Origin of the sequence: Anabaena sp. CA = ATCC 33047, assembly GCF_963870205.1 — a bacterium.
Lineage (GTDB): Bacteria > Cyanobacteriota > Cyanobacteriia > Cyanobacteriales > Nostocaceae > Trichormus.
In genome coordinates, this window is record NZ_CAWMSA010000016.1 from 26445 (window position 1) to 49128 (window position 22684).

The following is a 22684-nucleotide window of genomic DNA, read 5'->3' on the forward strand; positions in this document are numbered from 1 at the left end:
AGATTATTCAGGATACATCTAAAAAGAGTTTCTCACGAGGAATTGTGGATTAATTTTTGTTAAGATTGAAGACGGTACTGTTACTTCGTCCGCAACTATCCATAATTCCTACCTGAGAAAAACTCGATGCTAAGATTAGAACATATTAGTAAAATTTATCCTACAGGCGAAGTTCTCAAAGATATCAACTGGGAAGTGAAACCAGGCGATCGCATTGGCTTAGTCGGTGTTAACGGTGCGGGAAAATCCACCCAATTGAAAATCATCATGGGGGAAATGGAACCGACAGCCGGCGAAATTATTCGTCCTGCTAGCTTACACATAGCTTACCTGAATCAAGAATTTGAAGTAGACCCAGGTCGGACAGTTAGAGAAGAATTTTGGACTGTATTTAAAGAAGCTAACGCAGTACAGTTAGCCTTGACTGAGGTACAACAGGCAATGGAAAAGGCGACTCCAGAAGAACTGGATGCGCTAATTAATAAATTGGATCGGTTACAGCGTCAGTTTGAAGCTTTAGACGGGTACGGATTAGAAGCACGTATTGGCAAAATTTTACCTGAAATGGGATTTGAGCCAGAAGACGGCGATCGCCTCGTCAGTGCTTTCTCAGGTGGTTGGCAAATGCGGATGAGTTTGGGTAAAATTCTCCTCCAAAAACCAGATGTATTACTGCTGGACGAACCGACAAACCATCTCGACTTAGAAACTATTGAGTGGTTAGAAAATTATCTCAAAGGTTTAACTACCCCAATGGTGATAGTTTCCCACGACCGGGAATTTCTTGACCGTCTCTGCACCCAAATTGTGGAAACTGAACGGGGTGTTTCGACAACTTATCTAGGGAATTATTCTGCTTATTTAGAACAAAAAGCTGAAAATCAATTAGCACAACTGAGTGCTTATGAACGTCAGCAAAAAGAAATTGAAAAACAACAGGCTTTTGTGGATAGATTCCGCGCCAGTGCTACCCGCAGCACCCAAGCTAAAAGCCGCGAAAAGCAACTCGAAAAAATTGAACGCATCGAAGCACCTACAGCTAGTGTGAGAACCTTGCATTTCCGCTTTCCTCCTGCGCCTCGTAGCGGACGAGAGGTAGTGAAAATTAAGGATTTAACCCATGTCTACGACGACAAGATTTTGTTTTTGGGTGCAAATTTGCTGATTGAAAGAGGCGATCGCATCGCGTTTTTAGGGCCTAACGGTGCTGGTAAATCGACATTATTACGCATGATTATGGGTTTAGAACCACCCACAGAAGGCACTGTAGCATTAGGCGAACATAACGTTATCCCTGGTTACTTTGAGCAAAATCAAGCTGAGGCTTTAGACTTGAAAAAAACCGTCATGGAAACCATTCACGATGAAGTTCCAGACTGGAAAAATGAAGAAGTCCGCACCCTACTAGGAAAATTCTTATTCAGTGGGGATACAGTATTTAAAGGCGTTGGTGCATTGAGTGGAGGAGAAAAAGCGCGTTTAGCATTAGCCAAAATGCTCTTACGTCCGGCTAACTTAATCATTTTAGATGAGCCAACCAATCACTTAGACATTCCCGCCAAGGAAATGTTAGAAGAATCACTACAAAACTATGATGGTACGGCAATTATAGTTTCTCACGACCGTTATTTTATTTCTCAGGTAGCGAATAAAATTGTCGAAATTCGCGATGGTGAATTTCGCGTTTACCTCGGTGATTACCACTATTATCTCGATAAAATCGCCGAAGAAAAAGAAGCCGCTAGATTAGCTGCGATCGCTGCCGAAAAAGCCGCCAAAAAAGCCGCTAAAGCAGCCAAAGCATCGGCAAAGAAGAAGTAAAACATTTGTTGGGAAAATAGGGAATAGGGCATGGGGTATGGGGCATTGGGCATGGGGCATTGATAGACTGGATTTTCTCCCCTACACCCCTACACCCCTACACCCATGTTGCTAAGTTTGGCTAGCATATTTATCACAAAAGATGTGTAATAATTACCCAAACTTTAAAAAACTCTAACAAACACTGATTAATTGCATAAAACAAGTTAATAAGCAGAAATTCACTTGCAGTGGTGGTTAGCAGTGGTATCATTCGGGTATTACAAAAAGTAAAGGGCAATTTTACTATGACCAAAGCACCTGTTGCTCCTGTGGTGCTAGTCATTTTAGACGGATGGGGCTACTGCGAGGAGACGCGAGGAAACGCAATTGTCGCTGCCAAAACGCCAATCATGGACAGTTTATGGTCAGCGTATCCGCATACCCTCATCCACACATCAGGGAAAGCCGTAGGATTGCCAGAAGGTCAAATGGGTAACTCAGAAGTTGGTCATTTGAACATTGGCGCAGGTAGAGTCGTACCCCAAGAATTGGTACGCATTTCTGATGCTGTGGAAGATGGTTCTATCCTCAGCAACTCAGCTCTTGTCAAAATTTGCCAGGAAGTTCGCTCTCGGAATGGCAAGCTGCATGTAGTTGGGCTGTGTTCTGAGGGTGGCGTACACTCACATATTACCCATCTGTTCGGACTACTTGACTTAGCCAAAGATCAGCGAATTTCAGAAGTTTGTATCCACGCCATCACTGACGGGCGAGATACTGCGCCAACAGATGGAATCAAAGCAATTAATGCTATAGAAGACTACATCAACCGTGTAGGAATTGGGCGCATTGTTACTATTAGTGGTCGTTACTATGCAATGGATCGCGATCGCCGTTGGGATCGAGTCCAAAAAGCATACAATGTGATCACACAAGATGGTGCAGGTGATGGACGCAAAGCGGCTGATATCCTGCAAGCATCCTATGCAGAAGGCGTGACTGACGAATTCATTTTACCCGTGCGCCTTGCTCCTGGTGCTGTCGAGCCAGGAGACGGGGTGATATTCTTCAACTTCCGCCCAGACCGAGCTAGACAATTAACTCAGGCTTTTGTTAGCCCAAATTTTACAGGGTTTGAAAGAGAGCAAATTCAGCCTTTATCGTTTGTGACTTTTACACAGTACGATTCTGATTTGCCTGTATCTATAGCTTTTGAGCCACAGAATTTGACGAACATTCTCGGTGAAGTCATCGCCAACGAAGGTTTAAAGCAGTTTCGGACTGCGGAAACCGAAAAGTATGCCCATGTCACCTATTTCTTTAACGGTGGCTTGGAAGAACCTTTTACGGGAGAAGACCGGGAATTAGTCAACAGTCCAATGGTAGCGACTTATGACAAAGCCCCCACTATGTCAGCAACAGCCGTCACAGATGTAGCACTGGCTGCGATTACAAAGGGTATCTACTCTCTGGTAGTAATCAACTATGCTAACCCAGATATGGTAGGGCATACTGGTCAGATGGCAGCTACTGTCACCGCCATTGAAACCGTAGATAATTGTGTGGGTCGTCTGGTAGAAGGTGTGAGCAAAGTAGGCGGAACTACAATTATTACCGCCGACCACGGTAACGCCGAGTATATGCTAGATCCAGAAGGTAATTCTTGGACGGCACACACAACTAACCCGGTTCCCCTGATTTTAGTGGAAGGGGAAAAAGTGAAAATCCCTGGATACGGGACAAATGTCACACTCAGAAATAATGGCAAATTAGCCGACATTGCCCCGACTATACTAGAGATTTTACAGCTACCCCAACCACCAGAAATGACCGGGCGATCGCTACTGCAACCAGCAGAATATGAAGTGCAACGCCCACGTACACCTGTACCAGTAGGTCTGTAAACTCAACTTTGAGAAACCAGTTAACACTTACACTGTTAACTGTTTTCTTACCGGAAACTCCTCTGTTTTGAAATTTCTATAAAAGAGATTGTTACCATGACAGTTACAAGTATTGTGCAACTCATTTGGGCGATCGCCGCCATTGGTATGATTGTTTTAGTATTACTACATAGCCCTAAAGGCGACGGTATCGGAGCTATTGGCGGACAAGCCCAGTTATTCAGCAGCACCAAAAGCGCGGAAAACACTTTAAACCGAGTTACCTGGGCTTTGACAGTGGTGTTTATGGGTTTAACAGTAGTTTTGAGTGCTGGCTGGCTACCTAAGTAACAATAAAATCCCCAGGAGATAGGTAAATGGGAAATCAAAATCAACACCCAAAGCCTAATACCCTGAAAACATTCATTAATAAACAATTACTAGCAGCTTTTGTCTTAGCTATAAGTACAGGGCTGCTAGTTGTTTTGATCAACCTGCAATTTAGTCACCCTGTAGGAGCGAACTTAGCAACCACTGCACCCAAACCCCACCCCTTACCGTCGCAACTTCAACAATGGCAAGACAACACAAATAGCGGTGATTACTTCTCGCAAGTCACAACCACCGAAGTTGGTTACTTAGTTTGGTCGCAATTTCCCGTTAAAGTTCACATCAAACGACCACAAACAATTAACAACGAACAGGCGCAAGCTTGGGTTAATAGCATCTTCCAAGCTGTACAGGAATGGAATAATTATTTACCTCTGACAGTTGTAGAACAGCCAGAAATTGCCGATATTACAATTGAGCGCAAAACCCCACCTCTGGAGTTTTCCCGTGACCGTAAAATCCCGCGTGCGCGTTCTGCTCTGGCGCGTTATGAGTTATATACTAGCAATAATGTTTTATTACACCGCTGCCAAATTTTATTAAGTCCCAGCCAAACTGGTAATTATTTATTTGCAGCCGCCCGTCACGAATTAGGCCACGCCTTGGGAATTTGGGGTCATAGTCCTGTACAAACTGATGCTTTATACTATTCCCAAGTTCGCAACCCTCCGCCGATTTCTGCCAGAGATGTAAATACTCTGAAGCGGATTTATGAGCAACCAACTAAGTTAGGTTGGCCTATGCTTACAAAGTGATTTTTACGGGACGCTGTGCCAACACTTCACGGTATAGTGCTTCTAACTGACTAATATTCTTACTCAGGGTATATAAATCTAGTACCCGCATTCTAGCTTTTTGTCCCAGTAATGTGGTTAACTCTGGATGGTCTTGAAATAATGGTAAAAGAGTTCTCAGTTGCGATCGCGCTGTCTTGGGATTGATGACTACCCCTGCACCTTTGTCTAATACTTCGCCATCTGCACCTACATCTGTGGCTATACAAGCTAATCCACAAGCCATCGCCTCTAATAGCGATAAAGATAAACCCTCTACCAACGAAGGCAAAATAAATACATCTGCACCCCGTAAAATATCTATACGTCGGGCTTCATCGGCAACAAATCCCAACCAGATAATATTGTATTCTTCACCATAAAATGGTTCTAAACTAGCTCTTAACGGGCCATCACCCACAATTAACAACTTACTACCCGCGTCCATATTTGCTTGTTTCCAAGCTCTGAGCAGCGATTCTACATTTTTTTCTGGGGCGAGTCTTCCTTGGTAAACAAATAAACGCTCTGCTTTAAATTCTGCCTTAACTGTGGAATATCCCGGAGAATATTTATCAACATCCACACCGTTGGGGATAACAGCAATATTTTTTTCCCTTACCCCCATGTTGGCTAACAATTCGCGCTGAATCTGAGAGAATACAATCACGCGATCGTAGTTATCCAAAAAAGGCGCGTATAGTTGATAAGCTAAGAGTTGTGTGCCTGAGATTAACTTAGCCCCTTTACCAGCAAATGGTGTATGAAATGTGGCAACCAAGGGTAACTTTAATTGCTCACAAATCTCTGGTAAAAAAAAGTCTAGAGGAGATAACGTCAAAGAGGCGTGGACAATATCAGGCTGAATTTCCTTAAGTGACTGAGTTAAAACCTTTGTGGCTTTAAAAGTAGGAATCGTGTAAACCTGTGACTTATAAAGAAATGGTAGGGGAACCTCTTGAAAATTCGGCCAGTTGTCGCTTTCAGATTCTTCTTGAGCAAAGTGGAGAAAGCTAACTTGATGCCCTCTATCTAACAAAGAGTTAGTAATTTCTCTACTGTAAGTGACGTTGCCACAAAAGGGTGATTTTTTTCCAATCCAGGCTATACGCATTCTTTCTCAGCTATCAGAAGAGCGGGTTTAGTTATTTATGGGGAATTTTGTTTTTTATCTGGTTTTAGTTGTTGGCTGTTTATTTAGTATATGTTCCCACCCTAAACTAGCCACAAAGCCAAACTTTAGGTTTACTAAAGCAGATAATTCATCGTCTTATTTATATTGTCTATCAGTTGTAAATTTACATTGATTTACAACTGATTCGTCTGGCTAATTTTATCCTGATACCCGGTAAGTTGGCGATAAAATTTTTCTCAGGTTTAGTTTAGCATGAAAGCAAAAGCTTTTATTCAGTAATTGCTCAGGTTGTGGTATTCAATAAATTTGCTCAAAAATCTCACAATTAATCACGGTAGTTATACCAAGTTAAGATACCTCCTGAAAAGACAATCATAGCTAATCCCATAAATACAGCCTTTAAACCCACAAATGTCTCAGCGACACCTGCTAATGCTAAAGGTAGAGACAGAGCAATATTAATCACATTGTTTTGTAAGCCGAATACTTTACCGCGCATTTCTGGCAAGGTTTCTGTTTGGATGGTAGTCTGCATCGGGATACCTACCAATGCGCCAAAAACACCCAGCAGTGTTACCAACAGTAACACGAGCCATAGCTGAGTCGTAAACACAGAAAGGCCAAGCAAAGATGCCGACATACCTAAACATCCAAACCAACTAAGTTGAGTATAGGAGAAGCGTTGACCAAACTGACCCAAAATAGTCGCTCCTGCCGCAATTCCCACACCGCCAGCCGCTAATAAAAAGCCAAATTGGGAAGCTTTGATATGAGGGATGATTTCTGCCATGCGAACTGCTAAAACAGTTAAAGCTGCAAAAACAGAGAATAAAATCATCAGTTGTAGTAAAGCATTCCGCACATGAGAGTTATCTTTCAGGTAGCTTAAACCATCGCGCAGGTCAGAAAATACGTGAGGGAACTCGGTTTCTGGGGCGTGGGTTTTTTCGTTAGTCACTAATAGTAACAAGATAATACTAGCGATCGCATAACTTCCACCTACTAAAATTTCTTTACCTAATCCATAATTACCACCAAGTTGCGCCCAAATACTATCAGCCAGTGCCAATATTGGTTCTCCTACGGCAAACCCGACGATTACCGAAGCCATCATCGTTGTTGTGTATAGCGAGTTCGCCGACAGTAAATCCTGTTCTTTTACCACTAAAGGAATTGCTGCCTGTTCTGCTGGTGCAAAAAACTGTGTTAATGTAGATACTAAAAAAGTCACCCCTAAAATAATGGCAAAACCTACAGGTATCATCCCTAGAGGTTGCCAATCATGAGTCAACCACAAGAGTGGGGGAATAGCCAACACCAAAATGCCACGCCAAGCATTGGTAGCTACTAAAACCGTCTTTTTTGACCATCTATCCACAAATACACCGGCTACCGAACCAAATAGCACGGCGGGAATAGTAAAAGCCATCATTAAGGCTGACACCCAACCACTAATACTTTGATTGCTGGCCTGAAACTGAGTATTAATCAAGGCAATCATCAGTACCAAATAAACTTTATCTGCCAACTGGCAAAAAACTTGACCACCCCAAAGTGCCAAAAAATTAGGGTTTTTAAACACTGGTGCAAACCCCTGTTGTGGCTGATATTCTGATGGTGCTTCCCCAGACACACCAGAACCATCGAATGATGTAGATTCTTCTTTGACAGTGGTGGCGACTGGTTGACCTTTGGCGTTGTCTTCACTGGCAGTATGATCATGAGTTAATTTTTCTGACACACCAGTTTTTGGGATTTCCGATTTCCCACTTTTACCGTTTTGAGAGACATCAGGTGCAGAATATTCTTGGCTATCAGCGCGACTAGGGGTAGGCTGAGGCACAGCACTCAAATAATTGGGTGTAAGTTCTGATACCCTATTCTGTTTTCTGCTGTGAGTAGGTGACAACGGCAGAATTTTTGTATCCAAATCAGACGGTTGCATCATGGTTGGCAGCAAAATAAGAATCGATTAAACAGGCAGAGCGAATCGGGCGACCTAAATGATACTGAGCATACTGGCGCAAAATCTGCTCTACAGATAACCAGCTTTCATAGCTGGTGGGGTTAATTTGCATTATCTCTGGTTGTGACATCTGTTGCAGCATCGCCAATTCTGAAGCATTCAGACGCATAGAAATTACGGGTATTTCTTGCCGATGCACAACTGTTTGGTAGTCAGGTTGAGAAGTAGAAGAAGACTGTGAAGCATGAGATACTAGCTTCTCATGGGCTTTCCTGCTAACTTCTTGACGTAAATTTTCCCAAGCCTCCAAGGCGACAATTCCCCCAGACGGGATGCTAAAACCTACCTGCCAATTGGGAGATGCAAAATCTGGTGTTAAATAGCGTTGAGACAGACAACAGATTTCGACTTGCGGCTTCAGTCCGGCTAATTCTAAGAGGTAAAAAACTGCATGCGCTAGACAGGCGATGATACTAGATGGCTCAGTTGAAGGTACAGCCTCCAAAAGTTGGAGATGTTGATTCAATAATTCATAGAGTTCTGCTTGGGGATGTTCACTCAAAGCCTGACAAAGCACGATTTCTGCTAGATACTGACTAGCAGCCAATTTTCCCAAATCTTGTGTTAAACCTGGGTAAGTTTTGACAGTTTGAGCTTGTGTAATTTTATCGAGCGATCGCCCTTTGGCAATTAGTAATTCATTGACTACAAACATCCCGCTTCTACCACCCAGACTGGAGTGAGGCTTACGCGCTCCAGGGGCAACTGCGCGAATCAAACCGAATTCTCGTGTCAAAATTGTCACTATTCTATCTGATTCTCCCAGCACTTGGGTTTTGAGATTAATCCCCGTGGCTTTATAGGTTCTACTCATGAGTAATTAGTCATTGGTCATCAGTCATTGGTCATTAGTCATTAGTCATTAGTCATCAGTAATTAGTCAATGGATGATCGGACTGGAAACAAATGACAAAGAACAAGAGAACAAATGACTATTCACCTTTTTCCAGGTTATCGCGCTGGCGGATCAAATCGATACTCCGAGATGTACCTAATCTAGTAGCGCCTGCCAAGATTAAGTCTAAAGCTTGCTCCAGGGTACGGATACCCCCCGATGCTTTAATTCCTACCCTTTCCCGTGCGACTTCCTTCAACAGACGCACATCTGCCACCGTAGCCCCACCATTCCAACCTGTACTGGTTTTTAAGAATGCTGCTCCTGCATCCATAGCTAGCTCTGCTGCTAGTTTTTTTTCCGCATCCGTCAACAGGTTAGTTTCCAAAATTACCTTGATTGGCTTTCCTGTCTCTTCACAGATTTCGGCAATTTCTCGGTGAACTGCATCAGTTTTGCCAGCTTTCAACCAGCCTAAATTCATCACCACATCCAATTCTGTGGCTCCATTTTCTACTGCTTCTTGAGCCTCATATAATTTCACTGCTCCAGTTGTCGCCCCAGTCGGGAAACCAATTACCGTACAAACTTGGGGCTTTTTACCGTGCAGCAGTTCCGCAGCTTGCTTGACATAAGCAGGGTACACACAAACCGAGGCAAAATTAAATCTGTCTGCTTGTCCACACCATTGCTCAACCTGCTCTGGAGTAGCCGTTGGGGTTAACAGGGCGTGATCGATAAATGGCGCAATATCAATGTCTGGATAGTCTGCTGCCATCGTGCTTTTTACCAAATAACTGATGATAAACCTTTATAAAAAATTAAACTTCTTCTTATAATTAAACCATATCTATTTCGAGTGTAGCTTGAAAACTAGCGGACTGGAAGAAACTGGGGACACTGCGCCGCCAGATATTTTGGTAGGTTTTGTCTATTTACGGGAAAATCTTTGTCAAGGTTGCCAATGGGGTGTTTATTTCTCCCGTGCTGTGCAGATAAATCCAGCATGGCTTGCGTTCATGCTTTCGATACCGTATCAGTACGCTATTACTGATATTTTTAAATATATTCATAAGTGAATCATGCCCGCAATAATGTAGATGTTGAAAAGATGTTTTGAGAATTATCTTCTGCGGCAACTTGGTTGCAAGTAATGTTTAGCATGAGGTAGCACTGAAACATGATTTTTTCAGCTAATAAACAACTGTTATTCTGGAATAAACTTGATAGTCTAATTTGATGCAGCAATTAAGTAATTTAATTTTTATATATCCCTAACGCCGACAATATTATTTCACTTACTATCATCCTAGGTTAAACTTCCAAAACTCTGTGCTTGTACCCTTGAATAATTTAATTTACGTCTCCTGTTTCGTCATGATCATATCCATATTCTGAGGATGGTAATTTCCATACTTGGCGTGAATAAAAATATGCTGCCATGAATGGGAAGAATATGTTATTGACATAAACGAGATTAAAACCGCTTGTTTAAAAACTAAATCAAAAACCCTGTACCGGAGAACAATGAGCAAATACAAGGCGTAACAATATTTAACAAATCAACTATTTTAGCAAGAAGATATTGACGTTTTATCCAATATATAATAAGTAGTTTTATGTTTTTACGGAAATAATAAAAGTTATTAATTATCAGGGAGAATACAAACTAAATAGCTTGCAGGTAGTGACAAAATCAGGGATTATAATCTCACCACGTCCTACAAACAGCATAAGTTTAGCCTGTTGGCAATATCCAATGATTGACATAAGTTATTTTGATGATAGCAGAGATATTGATTGATGATAATATTTTGGGCTTATCCGCGAATTTATTAGCTTATTAGAGTTACTGCAATCTCTTGCTTTAGATACCTAATACCACATATTCTGTATAGGAAATATGTGTAAAGTGAACAGTAATACGAAAGTAAAGCACCAAAAGTAATGCTTGTGTCAATAAAATTTTCTCAGTTCGTGCGATTCCAACTTCAACAAGTCACTGCCGTTGAGCTTGTTGCATCTGTTGTTGTTCCCAGATAATTACGCTCCACCCTTACCCAATAGATAATCCTGTGTTAGAAGCCTTTATATTCGCAACAATATTATGCGGCTTTTTCGGCATAATCCTGAAAAAGAACCTGTTGATGAAGATTATCTCTATGGATGTTATGAGCACTGGGGTTGTTGCCTATTATGTGCTGATTTCATCGCGAGATGGCTTACTCACACCCATTTTTGCCCCAAACCGAAATAGTGCGTACTCAGATCCAGTTCCCCAAGCGGTGATTTTGACAGCGATAGTCATCGGCTTTTCGATTCAAGCATTAATGCTAGTCGGTGTGATGAAACTGGCACGGGATAATCCCACATTGGAAAGCAACGAGATTGAGAAGAATAATACGCCATGACGACCATTACACTAATTTGGATTGCAGTACCATTTTTTTTGGGGTTTCTGATTTTTCTCGTCCCCAAACTGAACCGACATCTAACAATGTGGGGGGCTATTGCTTCTGCGGCCTATGCCATACAGTTATTTGTTGATCGCTCATCCCTAAAACTCAATTTACTAGATAATTTCGGTGTGACGTTAGTAGTCGATGAGTTAAGCGGCTACTTTATCTTAACCAATGCCATCGTCACGACTGCGGTGATTATCTACTGTTGGCGCAGCGATAAGACAGCTTTTTTTTATGCCCAGACAATTATTGTGCATGGTAGTCTGAATGCTGCTTTTGTCTGTGCGGATTTTATCAGTTTATACGTTGCCTTAGAAGTAAGTGGGATTGCAGCCTTTTTATTAATCGCTTATCCCCGCAGCGATCGCTCGATTTGGGTGGGTTTGCGTTATTTGTTTGTCAGCAACACAGTTATGCTGTTTTATCTGGTAGGCGCGGTGCTAGTCTATCAGACACATCATTCCTTTGGTTTTGCAGGTTTAAAAGGTTCACCACCAGAAGCGATCGCCCTGATATTTTTAGGACTATTAGGCAAAGCCGGGATATTTGTCTCCGGCTTGTGGCTACCGTTAACACACTCGGAATCGGAAACGCCAGTGTCGGCTTTGCTGTCGGGAGTAGTCGTCAAAGCCAGCGTTTTACCTTTGTTACGTTGCGCTGCCATTTCTGAAGACATTGAAACTATAGTCAAGATTTTCGGCGTAGGAACAGCTTTGATGGGAGTGACTTACGCCATCTTTGAAAAAGATAGCAAGCGGATGCTGGCGATGAGTACGATTTCACAGTTAGGCTGGATACTCGCAGCACCAGCAGTGGGTGGTTTCTATGCCCTGACACATGGATTAGTGAAATCATCATTGTTCCTCACCGCAGGTTCATTACCCAGTCGTAACTTCCAGGAACTACGACAAAAGCCAATCGATAATCACATCTGGATAGTCTTAGTGATAGCTAGCCTTTCCATTTCCGGCTTTCCCTTATTATGTGGCTTTGGGGCGAAAGTGTGGACAATGAAAAACCTACTACCCTGGCAAGTGATCGCCATGAATGTAGCCGCAGTAGGAACAGTTATCACCTTTGCCAAATTCATCACTCTACCCCATAAACAACAAGGGGAACAGGCAGTAAAACCAGGTTTTTGGCCAGCAGTGTTCTTATTAATCACTGGGCTATTTGTGGCCAATTTGGGGTATTTACAAGCTTATAACATTGCCGACATCGTTAAATCCCTGGCCATCGTTGGCGGAGGCTGGTTAGCTTATCAATTCATTGTTAAACGTTTAGCAATATCTTTGCCCCGTGTACTAGAGGAATTTGACCATTTAATTGGGGTGATGAGTTTGATTTTAATCCTACTGTTTTGGATGGCACTGGCATGATAGGGCATTTCATCTTACGAATGGTAATCTGGCTACTACTCACCGCTAATGTGAGTCTGACAAATATTGTCATCGGTGTGGTTATTGCCCTGTTATTACCACGGGGTTACACATCAAGAGAAAAATTAAAAGATTGGCTAGAGGTGCTAATTAAAACTATCGTAGCCCTGCCGGTGGCTTATCTGGAAGCCTTTGAAATCATGTTCCGTCCCCATGAGGAAGAACAACTGATTTTAGAACGAGTCAAGCCCAAGCGATCGCCTGGACTCGTGTTTTTAGATATCTTCATCATTACCTTTACACCCAAAACCATTGTCTTCAAGTATTTAGAAGAAGGCTGGTACGAAGTTCACCAGATTCAACGGAGGAAACAGCGATGAACCTGGAAATTGCCTTAATTACCATGATTGTGGCCTTACTCATCCCCATCTATGAAGCCTGGAAAACTGATGATGTTTGGCAGAAAATGTTGTCTTTGGGCAGCATTTCCAGCAAGGTATCCATCATGTTTTTGTTCGTTTCCGTTCTCCGTGATGATTGGATGATTGGCGTGGTGGCGGTGATTATTTTGAGTGTGGGTAATGCTGGCTTAATGCTACTAGCACAAATACTAAAACGATTGAATGAAGTATGATCAACATTCTGAGTTATACCTGTATCGGCATAGGTTTAATTTTCTGGTTTTGGGGAACTGTTCATCTAGTTAGCGATCGCTCAGTATTATTCAAACTACATGGTCTTTCCGTGGCTGATACTCTCGGCTCAATGCTGATGATTCTCGGACTACTGCTAAAAATACCCAGTGAATGGCCGCTACTCATTCTCGGTATTATCTCCTTAGCTATCTGGAATACCATGCTCGGTTACGTATTGGCGTACTGTTCTACTGAAGAGGGGAAAAATGAATGATACCTATCTATATATAATTATTGCCCTGCTACCCTTAGCGGCTGGCATGGTAGTCACTCAAGCCAATCCCTACCATGCTTTAATCATTCGTGGGGTATTAGGTGCTGTCGCCGCGTTAGTAGATGCGGTTTTAGGCGCGGTGGATGTAGCTTTAACCGAAGCCTTGATGGGTACGATGCTAGCAGTTACTCTCTTTGCGGTGGCGGTACGTTCATCAATGGTGATGCGTTTGGGGGTAATCCAAGAAGATGAGTCAACCGAGGTGCAAGATGAAGATTGCGGAAAAATCATCAATGACCTACGTACCATTTTTAATAAATACTATCTGCGTATAGAAATTGTTCCCTACACCAATACTCAAGCTTTGCAAAGGGCGTTGATGGAAAAAGAAATTCATGCTACCTGTGTCCGCACAGCAGACAGTCAGCAAAAAATTGTAGGCGATGGCAACGAAATCCAGCCCTATCAAACTACAACTAGAATTTCACGCCTCTATGAAATCATGCAAGCTGAACTGTCTACACCACAGACAATTCTATCTTACGTAAACGTTTCCGAATTACAGGAGCAGCATTCATGAAATGGGTCTACATCCTAGCGGGGATAGCACTGTACGTTAAAATGCTGGTTCTACCTAATCCCGAACTTGATACATCACTTCCTTCTATTGTCGAATTGGTTGTCCAAGATAGTGGTGTTCCCAATGCTGTATCAGGGATTATTTTCCGTAATCGCTTATACGATACCATTTTTGAAGTAATTGTATTTACAATTGCCATCTTGGGCGTAAAGTTTCTTCTGTCTAATGAAAATCCCTCCTGCACCATCTATCACTTCACAGATCAACCATCAATTATGTTGGCGCGTTTAGGTGCAACAATTACCGCCATAGTCGGTATTGAATTAGCGATTAGGGGACATCTCAGCCCTGGCGGTGGCTTTGCGGCTGGAGTCGCAGGCGGAACAGCCATTGGACTGGTAGCGATTACCTCATCATACCAATGGATGCAGGAAATTTATAAACGTTGGCACGCCGCCACCTGGGAAAAAGTTTCTGTACTGCTGTTCATTGTCCTTGCAGTCATCACTCTAGTGGGAATAGAGTTACCACACGGAGAATTAGGCGCGTTGTTTAGTGGTGGTGTTCTCCCCATCTTAAATATCATCGTCGCCATCAAAGTCGCCTTGGGTTCTTGGGCAGTGGTGTTGATTTTTATTCACTACCGGGGATTGTTGTAAGCAGTAGTTAAATTCAGGTTTTTCCACTCAACCAGCAAACCAGGGATTATTTTGGAGTATTTGAATAAATTCTCTTATGTCACGCAAAAGCGCAAACAGACTCAAGAATGTTATTTGCGCCTTTGCGCCTACCCTACGGGAACGCCTAGCGGCGTATGCGCGAAATTAACCTACAACTTCTGGTACTAAACGCTTCATCCCTTGCTTCACAAAACCTTGCACAACAGCTAACTGCTGATTTTGTTGGAAGACATTTTGTAAGGTTTGACGCAATTTATCTAAATTCAAATTACTACCAGAGTCTACAGTAATTTCCTGCTGCTCAAAATATGCAACTAGACTCAACCCAGCAACCCTAGTCAGATAAGCAGCACTCACACCCTGTACTAAACCACCAGCAACAAAGGTAACGGCGTTACTTTTGAGAACTGTGCTAATAGCTTTAGTCGAAAGTTCCACTAAACCTAATTTCAGCATTAAACTTCCCATTGTTCCGGCTACGGTTTGCGCTTGTTCCAAGGAAAACTTCTGCTGATAAATATTACCCAAATCCATGACCATTTGGGCATTAATCGCCGCAGTTGCTAAAATATCTAATGCTGGCACTGGGTTAGCAAAAGCAGCAGCCGCAGCTATCCACTGATATTGTTCAATAATGGGGGTGGCGCGATCGCATCTTACCCCATTCAAATAATTTTTAGCCTCAGCTTTCAATAAAAACGCCTGTCTGCTGGTAGTTGTCCACACTAACTGTTGACTTTGCTGCACTAAAATTTCATTGAGTTGCTGCGTCAACTGCTGTATATCTGCTGCTGGTTGTTCCATCCATTCTTTTACAGTACCATCAGCCTGATGTTTCCGCACTTTCACAGCTACAGGAGAAGCAGCAACGGCGACTACATAATCTTGCATTCGCTGTTTTAATGACTGCAAAATACTAGCACGTTCATCTGGTAAATATTGGTCTTGTTTATTCAAAACTAAGACTTGTGGTTGATTGACTGCTTTTAGCTGCTGTAAAGCTTGAAATTCTGAATCAGTCAAATCACCATTAGTTAAGAACAGCACTAAATCAGATTTAGTCACTTCTGTCAGAATAGCAGCATCCGAACCTTCAACCTCGTTCAATAAAGGTGCTGTTTCTTGGAAGTTGACTCTTTTCTGTGTTTCTTGCCATTGATCAGACTGTAGCACCTGGATTAAGGTACTTTTACCGACGAATTTACCACCAGTGACAGCTAATTTAATCTCTTGTCTGTCTAACTCTAAAGGTAATGTGGCTAGCTTTGTTTTCAGTGTCTCTAAAGCTGAATGGTTTTCAGCTTCTTGTGCTAGTTGGTTAATGACGACTTCTGTTTTAGCGATCGCACTAACTGCTGTTTCCCGATCTACAAGCATACCATTGGGCTGCTCTGCATGGTCTTGCGGGAACTGCTGCTGCCACCACCACAAACCACCACCAACAGCTAAGGCACTTAATAAACCTAGCTCACCCACCTGCATAATAGAATGATGCCAAGTTTGCACCATCCACAAGGAAAAGGATATACCCAATCCTCCTACTAATATAGGTCGCTGCAACTTCACAACCATGTTTCTCCGCGCTTTTTGGAAGATTTCAACTTAAGAATAGATCAAAACCCTGCTTAACCGAATTGTACAGTTAACATTAACTCCCCAGCCTCACGATATTTTGCTGAACGAGGTTTACGCTGTCGTTTTTCGATTTCGACAAGGTGTATTTCGCTACCATAGCCAATAAACACATCTACCGGGAAGACATAGAATATATCAAGTTGTTCTATGTAGGCTAGGGCAAAATCAAAGTCCGATTGCTTGTATACTGCTCTCAGCATGAGCCGACGATTTGTTTTAGTGCGGCGATTATCTACAACATAATTACCAGATGGCTCATGCAACCAAGCATATTTGACTTGGATTTTAACTAAAATTCCCTCTATATCAAATACTAAATCGTAAGGTAGTCGGTCGCCAATCGGTTTTAAGAACAGCAGCTTGTTCGGCTATGTCTCCCCTCAGCTTTGTGTCTATTAGTTAGGCAAGGAAACATAATACAAGCATAAAACAAAACCCCTTCATCTTGCGAGATGAAGGGGTTTTGTTTTTGATTTGGTGGCGGGAAGTGGATTTGAACCACTGACCTTCGGGTTATGCTTACCATCTACAACTTTCGTTGCCCAGTTTAACTGGTTTGTGGTCTGGACTGTCCCTTCACCCTCGGCGTTATCGTTAGGGTGCCTGCCTTCCAGTCTCTACACCTTCTCTCTTTCGAGAGCTTGGTTCGGGATTACCGCGCTAGTGGCTTCCCCGAATTTGACAGGTAAACGCACATGAGTTTCTTCATGTACCGCCCACTGCAAAATCAACTAATAAGCGCGTAGTTCATTTTGCTAGTTGAGCCCGACGAGCTACCAGGCTGCTCTATCCCGCGTCGCTCTTGACTTTTTTAGTATAACGCAAGAGTCTAAGTTTGGCAACTATAAAAACGATAATTCTCCAACAACTTCTAGACGTGTGTATTTGCCTGGGTTGAGGAACTTTTCGGCGAGGCTGTCGGCGACGCTGGGGGTAATCCAACCCATTTGTTGCAGCAGGTGAATAGCGACGGCATATTTTGCCCGTTTAGCACCGTCCATAACTTTAATTGTCAAACCCATGCCTTCACCGAGTCTACCAATACACTGTATGCCTTCTGCGCCGGATTTGCTGATCAGTTCTCCTGGGGTGAGGCGCATCAGTTCGGTGTCAAATTCTCCATCTCCGGCTACCATTGCGGGGTGATGGCTCATGGCGCGGACGATGCGCTCCATATCTAGGTTATTGCTAGAGGCTAAAAGCGCGTATAAAGAAGCTATTTGACCCAATTGCATTAAATATGTGGGCGCGCCACAGTCGTCATGCGCGCTGATAAATTCCTCGGCGGGCATTCGCAATAATTCTGCGACTTTACCCAAAATGAGTTGTTGGATTGGGTGCTTGCGTTCCAAGTAGTTATTTAAAGGCCAATGGCGTTGTTGACAAACAGCCAGCATCCCCGCGTGCTTACCAGAACAATTGTATTCTAGAGGACTGCGTTTACCTGGGGGAATGGGACACTGAAGGGCTGAGGGGTCAAGATCAGCTCGCCACAGGATGTTAAATACTTGTCTGACTTGCTCAATTGTACCTTTGTGAGAACTGGTGATAATTGCCAAGTCGCGATCGCTCAGATCGTAACGTTCCAGTGTGCCTGTTGTGGTGACAGCCAAGGCCTGAAATGGTTTCAGGGCGGAACGGACAAAGGTAGCTGTTTCGGCATTGCCAGCCACCGTTAACACCCGTCCTCGCTCGTCGCATACTACAGCTTGGACTAGATGCCTGGATTCAATAATACCTTCCCGCAACAACCGGACTTCCAGTGCTGCTGCTTGAGTTCGTTTGCCCATTGTCATGGGTGAAAATCTATCACTTTTTAGTTATGAGTTATTAGTCAGGAGTCATGAGCTTGTGACTAATGACTCCTGACTATTTAAAACAAATGCCAAACTATAGTACCAATAAGAAACAATCCCGCCAAGCTAGCGAATGTAATTTGTAACCGTCGGAGAATTGGTTTAATTTCGTAGGTGACAATCAAGCGATCGCGGTTAATCACTTCTTGTGGTTTAATCCAAGTTTGACCATCGTACCAGCCTGATTCTTCATAGAAGACAGTTGTACTGTATAGGCGATCGCGCACGTACAGCCAGCCCAAATATAAACGTAATAGTCCCAAGACTACCCCGACACTCGCCCCAGCAGAGCCACAGAGGATAAAATGTCCCAATTGTTTACTTGGGGGAAAACTAGCGGCAGCGACGGGCCCCGCCACCAACCAAGATAAACCCCAAATCCATACCAGTTTTTTGACATAATCCTGCCCATTCAAGGTGCAATCACGAAATAGCCAGGAAGTTTTTAGCTGTTCGTACTCGTTGAGGGGTTGTTGTTCTGTGGGAACTGGGCAATTTGCCAGGGAGGAATTAATCATGTTGGTTTACCACCACCTTCTTCAAAATTTGGTAGGGAAATACGTTCTGCATGACTCCAGAATGCTTCTAGATTATAAAATTCCCGTTCCTTGGGCATCATGATGTGTACAATTACGTCCCCGTAATCTTGGAGTACCCAATTTCCTTCTTCTTTGCCTTCTGTCCGCAAAGGACGGCGGTGCAAATCTGTTTCTACTCTATCTTCTATTGCTTGCGCGATCGCTCTGACTTGCACCCTAGAATAGCCAGTCAACATCACAAAATAATCTGCCAAGTAAGAGACATCTGCTACCTTCAGCACTAAAATATCACCCGCTTTACGGTCAGATGCAGCTGCGGCGATAGTAACAGCTAAATTTTCACTCCAGTCTGTTTCACCCTCTGGACTGCTGAGTGCGCTTTTGGTGACGGAGACGGATTGTAATGGTAAATTGCCTTGGAAATAATCAGACATTCAACCTCAGGTGCTTTATCCCTTTTGTTACTGTTTTTGAGAATTAATGACAAACAACAATCGAACCAGAACTTGATCTCTTGGTTTTTTTGAATACTAACAAAAAAATAGGTGTTTATGGCATTGGCTAAGTATTAGCTCATATCTTGCAATATTTCTATGGCTGTATTGTGGTATAATTTTTGTAGCGTTCTCTGCCACAACGGCTGTTTTCGCCTTGCCATCTTTCAGTTCATTATCCCATCTTAGCCCAGCCGCCATCTGTTCTGGGAGACTAATCACAGAGTCGTCAAGCTGAAAATTAACCAATCTCACTATCTTGTAACTCTATAACTCTGCCATATATTAGTATATAACAAAGCGGACAGCAGTGGATTCTGTCTTAAGTCTGATTGATAATGATTACTAACAAAGCTAATTGAACTTGGTACTTATCTACGAAAACAGGACACAGATAATCAGATGTATCACACTTCTCTATGCCCTGAGATATTTGATTTTTTTTGACTTTTTAATACCTTGCCGCAAGGGTGAACTTAAACTTCCTGTTTAGAAACCACTTTGGCATCCATTGGTTGACTTTCCGCAGTCACAGAGTTAAATAATTGTTCGTATTGATTTAAAGCTTGCTCGAAAGCATATTGCTCAGTGGCATATTTCCGGCTGTTATAACCCAAAGTTTTCACTTTTTCTGGGTGTTTGTATAGGTTTAAAGTTGCCATTGCCAAGGCTGCGGCATCTTCTGGAGCCACTACAATTCCCCCTCCACTTTGTCTGACTGCTTTGGCTGCTGTACCGTTACTTGGTACAGATGCGATTAATGCTCGACCACTAGCCAGCAAGACTTGAATTTTCGATGGCATATTGAAGGATATCACGTTTTTCTTTTGTACCACCAAACCCACATCTGCTGCTGCTAACATCTCAGGCAAATGTTCACGGGGTTGAAACGGTAGTAGTAAAACGTTATCAGCACCGCAATCTAAACAATACTGTTGCAATCTCTGCAACCCTTTGGCTTCGCCAACAATCACAAAGGCTATGTCTGGAACATGACGCAACATCGCCGCCGCTTTAATTACAGTTTCTAAGCCTTGTGTCAAAGCAATGTTACCTGAATACAGGACTACAAATTTACCATTCAGGTTGTGTTCTTCCCGGAATGCGTTGTTGACTTGTGGTAAGGGACGAATAAAATTCACATCCACCCAATTAGGGATTTGTTCTATTTTTTCAGGTGCTACGCCCTTAGACACTAGATTATCTACAAATCCATCCGCAATCACACTAATTTTTGTGGCACTCTTATAAGCAAATTTTTCCAATACTGAAAACACTTTAATCAACCATTTGTTTTTCAGTAATCCGACATGGATAGCGGCTTCGGGTAATATGTCTTGAAGATTCAACACCACAGGGCAAGCACGTAACCATCCTAACAAGGCAGCAGGCACACAAACAGGTAATGATGGTGACGTTGAGAGAATTACATCAGGCCGCCAGCCTAAAAGTGCAGGTAAAAAGCTAGTTGCTACAAAACTTGCATCCAGCAATATTCGATCTAAAAGCTTAGGCTGTGGGCGAATCCAAACATAACTACGTTGGATTTTGACACCTTTTTTATATTCTGTGAGATACCATTTGCCTCGATATCCTTCATAAATTTGACGCTCAGGATAGTTAGGCATAGCGGTAATCACACGTACTTCATGGCCCCGCTTCACCAGTCCCTCTGCTAATTCTGTCATTAGCGGGGCAATTCCAATTGGTTCTGGATAGTAGTTGTAGGAGTAAATTAAAATCCGCATAACAAATTAGTCAGAAGTCCCTGGTTGTTGTGTTCATTAAAACAATACTTGTCCTCAAGTTGATAGCTGGAGCGTCAACTAAGACCTATATTTTTAATTGTGGCTTTATACTCTTTCTGTGTCAGTAGGTTTTCGTTGAAGATTTAGTAAATATTGCTATAGATTATTTCAGTACGATATAATTTTTTGGGAAATTTTAGATTGTAAATATTACTTATTCTCTAATTATCTGATGTACGCATAAACTCTGGGGTAATTAAGTAAATTTTCTAGAAATTGCTAGTATTAATAGGAAATATCTCAGTAACACTGAGTAAATATCTGAAAAATTGCTTTTTTTTCCACTGAATATCAAGATTTCACGGAAAATCATCTTTTTTTTCCTCAGTAATAATCAGGATTGATTGTTATTTTTTTTTATAAAACTACATATTTTGTAATATTAAAATAAAGTTTTGAATGATCGTGTCAACCAGAGGATGCGATCGCTATTCCCATGCCTATTGATACCAGCCTGATGATTGTGCGAGTGGAAATTGGCTGTAGAGTAACTCAACGGCTAATATTCCGTGAAGTTTAGCAATTATAGGTAAATTTAAACATTTTAGGCTAAATTTTGCGATTTAATAGGAATTTAGTTAGTATGGTGCGTCAGTATGAATATTTTCTTGGTCTAGCTAGGGTTTATCGTACTGACGCACCCTACATTTTAAATATTTTTTTATCTGGCAGTCCCTAAAGACCTGACTAAAAGCTGAGTTTGCCCTAACTTAAAGAATTTGTGATAAAAATTTACGAGTTCGTTCTTCTTGGGGTTGGGTGAAAAAGATTTCTGGGGTAGCTGATTCAACTAAATGACCGCTATCCATTAAAACCACTCGGTCGGCAACTTCACGGGCAAATCCGACTTCATGGGTAACTACTACCATTGTCATGCCTTCACTGGCTAGGTTTCGCATCACATCTAAAACTTCTCGCACCATTTCTGGATCTAATGCGGATGTAGGTTCATCAAATAACATGATTTTAGGCTGCATGGCTAAAGCACGAGCGATCGCAACCCGTTGTTGCTGTCCCCCAGACAACTGTCCTGGGTATTTGTGCGCTTGTTCTAAAATTCCGACTCTTTCTAATAACTGCATCGCCAATTCTTCAGCCTGAGTTTTCTGCCAGCGACGCACCCAAATCGGGGCTAAAGTAATATTTTGCAGCACTGTGAGATGGGGAAATAAATTAAACTGCTGAAATACCATCCCCACCTCACGCCGTATCGCTTCAATATTTCGCAAATCGTGACTGATGATAATACCATCAATATTAATTTTGCCCTGCTGATATTCTTCCAAAGCGTTAAATGTGCGGATAAACGTTGATTTACCCGAACCAGAAGGCCCCATCAAGACTACGACTTCCCCGCGATTAACTGTTAAACTCACACCTTGTAAAACATGAAATTTGCCATACCATTTATGAACATCTTCAGCAATAATTATCGGTGTCGGTTCGTTCACAGATTTTCACCTCAAATTTTTTCAGTAAAGCAGAACATAAGTTTGA

At 42.4% G+C, this 22684-nt stretch carries 23 protein-coding genes; 11 read left to right on the forward strand and 12 right to left on the reverse strand.

The features are described from left to right. The first annotated feature begins 126 nt into the window (after positions 1-126). The 4 genes from AACS98_RS03510 (at position 127) to AACS98_RS03525 (ending at position 4831) form a co-directional block, all read left to right on the forward strand. Positions 127-1821, forward strand: a complete 1695-nt coding sequence (locus AACS98_RS03510) for an ABC-F family ATP-binding cassette domain-containing protein (RefSeq protein WP_066376399.1) — start codon at positions 127-129, stop codon at positions 1819-1821. A gap of 287 nt (positions 1822-2108) precedes the next feature. Then, positions 2109-3707, forward strand: a complete 1599-nt coding sequence (gpmI, locus tag AACS98_RS03515) for a 2,3-bisphosphoglycerate-independent phosphoglycerate mutase (RefSeq protein ID WP_066376696.1) — start codon at positions 2109-2111, stop codon at positions 3705-3707. A 96-nt stretch (positions 3708-3803) separates the two neighbouring features. Continuing rightward, a complete protein-coding gene (secG, locus tag AACS98_RS03520; protein WP_066376401.1) occupies positions 3804-4037 on the forward strand; it encodes a preprotein translocase subunit SecG in 234 nt (77 codons plus the stop codon). A 26-nt stretch (positions 4038-4063) separates the two neighbouring features. Further along, the gene (locus tag AACS98_RS03525) at positions 4064-4831 is read left to right on the forward strand and encodes a matrixin family metalloprotease (RefSeq protein WP_066376403.1); all 768 of its coding nucleotides are present in this window, start codon (positions 4064-4066) and stop codon (positions 4829-4831) included. Here the strand turns inward: AACS98_RS03525 and AACS98_RS03530 are convergent. The 5 genes from AACS98_RS03530 to AACS98_RS03550 form a co-directional block, all read right to left on the reverse strand. Then, complete coding sequence (locus AACS98_RS03530; protein ID WP_066376405.1) at positions 4821-5963, reverse strand: glycosyltransferase family 4 protein; 1143 nt, start codon at positions 5961-5963, stop codon at positions 4821-4823. The genes AACS98_RS03525 and AACS98_RS03530 overlap by 11 nt on opposite strands. 346 nt (positions 5964-6309) lie before the next feature. Further along, positions 6310-7929, reverse strand: coding sequence for an MFS transporter (locus AACS98_RS03535; protein WP_066376407.1), 1620 nt, complete (start codon positions 7927-7929; stop codon positions 6310-6312). Then, positions 7916-8824 carry a DNA repair protein RecO gene (gene recO / locus AACS98_RS03540; RefSeq protein WP_066376408.1) on the reverse strand — a complete coding sequence of 303 codons (909 nt, stop codon included), beginning with the start codon at positions 8822-8824 and terminating at the stop codon, positions 7916-7918. Before recO ends, AACS98_RS03535 begins: the two co-directional genes overlap by 14 nt. 118 nt (positions 8825-8942) lie before the next feature. Next, positions 8943-9623: a deoxyribose-phosphate aldolase gene (deoC, locus tag AACS98_RS03545; protein WP_066376409.1), complete on the reverse strand. Its 681-nt coding sequence runs from the start codon at positions 9621-9623 to the stop codon at positions 8943-8945. A gap of 95 nt (positions 9624-9718) precedes the next feature. Further along, positions 9719-9853 carry a hypothetical protein gene (locus tag AACS98_RS03550; protein ID WP_255362685.1) on the reverse strand — a complete coding sequence of 45 codons (135 nt, stop codon included), beginning with the start codon at positions 9851-9853 and terminating at the stop codon, positions 9719-9721. A gap of 1067 nt (positions 9854-10920) precedes the next feature. Between AACS98_RS03550 and AACS98_RS03555 the strand changes: the two genes are divergently transcribed. The 7 genes from AACS98_RS03555 to AACS98_RS03585 are packed head-to-tail and all read left to right on the forward strand — an operon-like array spanning position 10921 to position 14834. Next, a complete protein-coding gene (locus AACS98_RS03555) occupies positions 10921-11256 on the forward strand; it encodes a cation:proton antiporter subunit C (protein ID WP_066376410.1) in 336 nt (111 codons plus the stop codon). After that, positions 11253-12686: a cation:proton antiporter gene (locus AACS98_RS03560; RefSeq protein ID WP_066376415.1), complete on the forward strand. Its 1434-nt coding sequence runs from the start codon at positions 11253-11255 to the stop codon at positions 12684-12686. The genes AACS98_RS03555 and AACS98_RS03560 overlap by 4 nt, the downstream gene beginning before the upstream one ends. Further along, complete coding sequence (locus AACS98_RS03565) at positions 12683-13066, forward strand: Na+/H+ antiporter subunit E (protein WP_066376418.1); 384 nt, start codon at positions 12683-12685, stop codon at positions 13064-13066. The genes AACS98_RS03560 and AACS98_RS03565 overlap by 4 nt, the downstream gene beginning before the upstream one ends. Continuing rightward, positions 13063-13320: a hypothetical protein gene (locus AACS98_RS03570; protein ID WP_066376420.1), complete on the forward strand. Its 258-nt coding sequence runs from the start codon at positions 13063-13065 to the stop codon at positions 13318-13320. Before AACS98_RS03565 ends, AACS98_RS03570 begins: the two co-directional genes overlap by 4 nt. Next, a complete protein-coding gene (locus AACS98_RS03575; RefSeq protein WP_066376422.1) occupies positions 13317-13595 on the forward strand; it encodes a monovalent cation/H(+) antiporter subunit G in 279 nt (92 codons plus the stop codon). Before AACS98_RS03570 ends, AACS98_RS03575 begins: the two co-directional genes overlap by 4 nt. Continuing rightward, positions 13588-14175: a DUF4040 domain-containing protein gene (locus AACS98_RS03580; RefSeq protein WP_066376431.1), complete on the forward strand. Its 588-nt coding sequence runs from the start codon at positions 13588-13590 to the stop codon at positions 14173-14175. Before AACS98_RS03575 ends, AACS98_RS03580 begins: the two co-directional genes overlap by 8 nt. After that, a complete protein-coding gene (locus tag AACS98_RS03585) occupies positions 14172-14834 on the forward strand; it encodes a Na(+)/H(+) antiporter subunit B (protein ID WP_066376433.1) in 663 nt (220 codons plus the stop codon). Before AACS98_RS03580 ends, AACS98_RS03585 begins: the two co-directional genes overlap by 4 nt. Before the next feature lie 165 nt (positions 14835-14999). On the opposite strand, the gene AACS98_RS03590 is transcribed toward AACS98_RS03585, so the two are convergent. The 7 genes from AACS98_RS03590 to AACS98_RS03620 form a co-directional block, all read right to left on the reverse strand. Beyond that, positions 15000-16427, reverse strand: a complete 1428-nt coding sequence (locus tag AACS98_RS03590) for a slr1306 family protein (protein WP_066376435.1) — start codon at positions 16425-16427, stop codon at positions 15000-15002. 53 nt (positions 16428-16480) lie between these two features. Beyond that, complete coding sequence (locus tag AACS98_RS03595; RefSeq protein WP_339373683.1) at positions 16481-16849, reverse strand: group I intron-associated PD-(D/E)XK endonuclease; 369 nt, start codon at positions 16847-16849, stop codon at positions 16481-16483. 483 nt (positions 16850-17332) lie between these two features. Further along, positions 17333-18286 carry an asparaginase gene (locus AACS98_RS03600; protein ID WP_066376439.1) on the reverse strand — a complete coding sequence of 318 codons (954 nt, stop codon included), beginning with the start codon at positions 18284-18286 and terminating at the stop codon, positions 17333-17335. 77 nt (positions 18287-18363) lie between these two features. Further along, on the reverse strand, positions 18364-18864 hold the full coding sequence (locus tag AACS98_RS03605) for a CGLD27 family protein (protein ID WP_066376442.1): 501 nt from the start codon (positions 18862-18864) through the stop codon (positions 18364-18366). Beyond that, complete coding sequence (gene rsfS / locus AACS98_RS03610) at positions 18861-19319, reverse strand: ribosome silencing factor (protein ID WP_066376445.1); 459 nt, start codon at positions 19317-19319, stop codon at positions 18861-18863. Before rsfS ends, AACS98_RS03605 begins: the two co-directional genes overlap by 4 nt. A 536-nt stretch (positions 19320-19855) precedes the next feature. Next, a complete protein-coding gene (locus tag AACS98_RS03615; protein WP_066376452.1) occupies positions 19856-21127 on the reverse strand; it encodes a glycosyltransferase family 4 protein in 1272 nt (423 codons plus the stop codon). A 770-nt stretch (positions 21128-21897) separates the two neighbouring features. Then, on the reverse strand, positions 21898-22638 hold the full coding sequence (locus AACS98_RS03620) for an amino acid ABC transporter ATP-binding protein (RefSeq protein ID WP_066376454.1): 741 nt from the start codon (positions 22636-22638) through the stop codon (positions 21898-21900). Positions 22639-22684 lie beyond the last annotated feature (46 nt).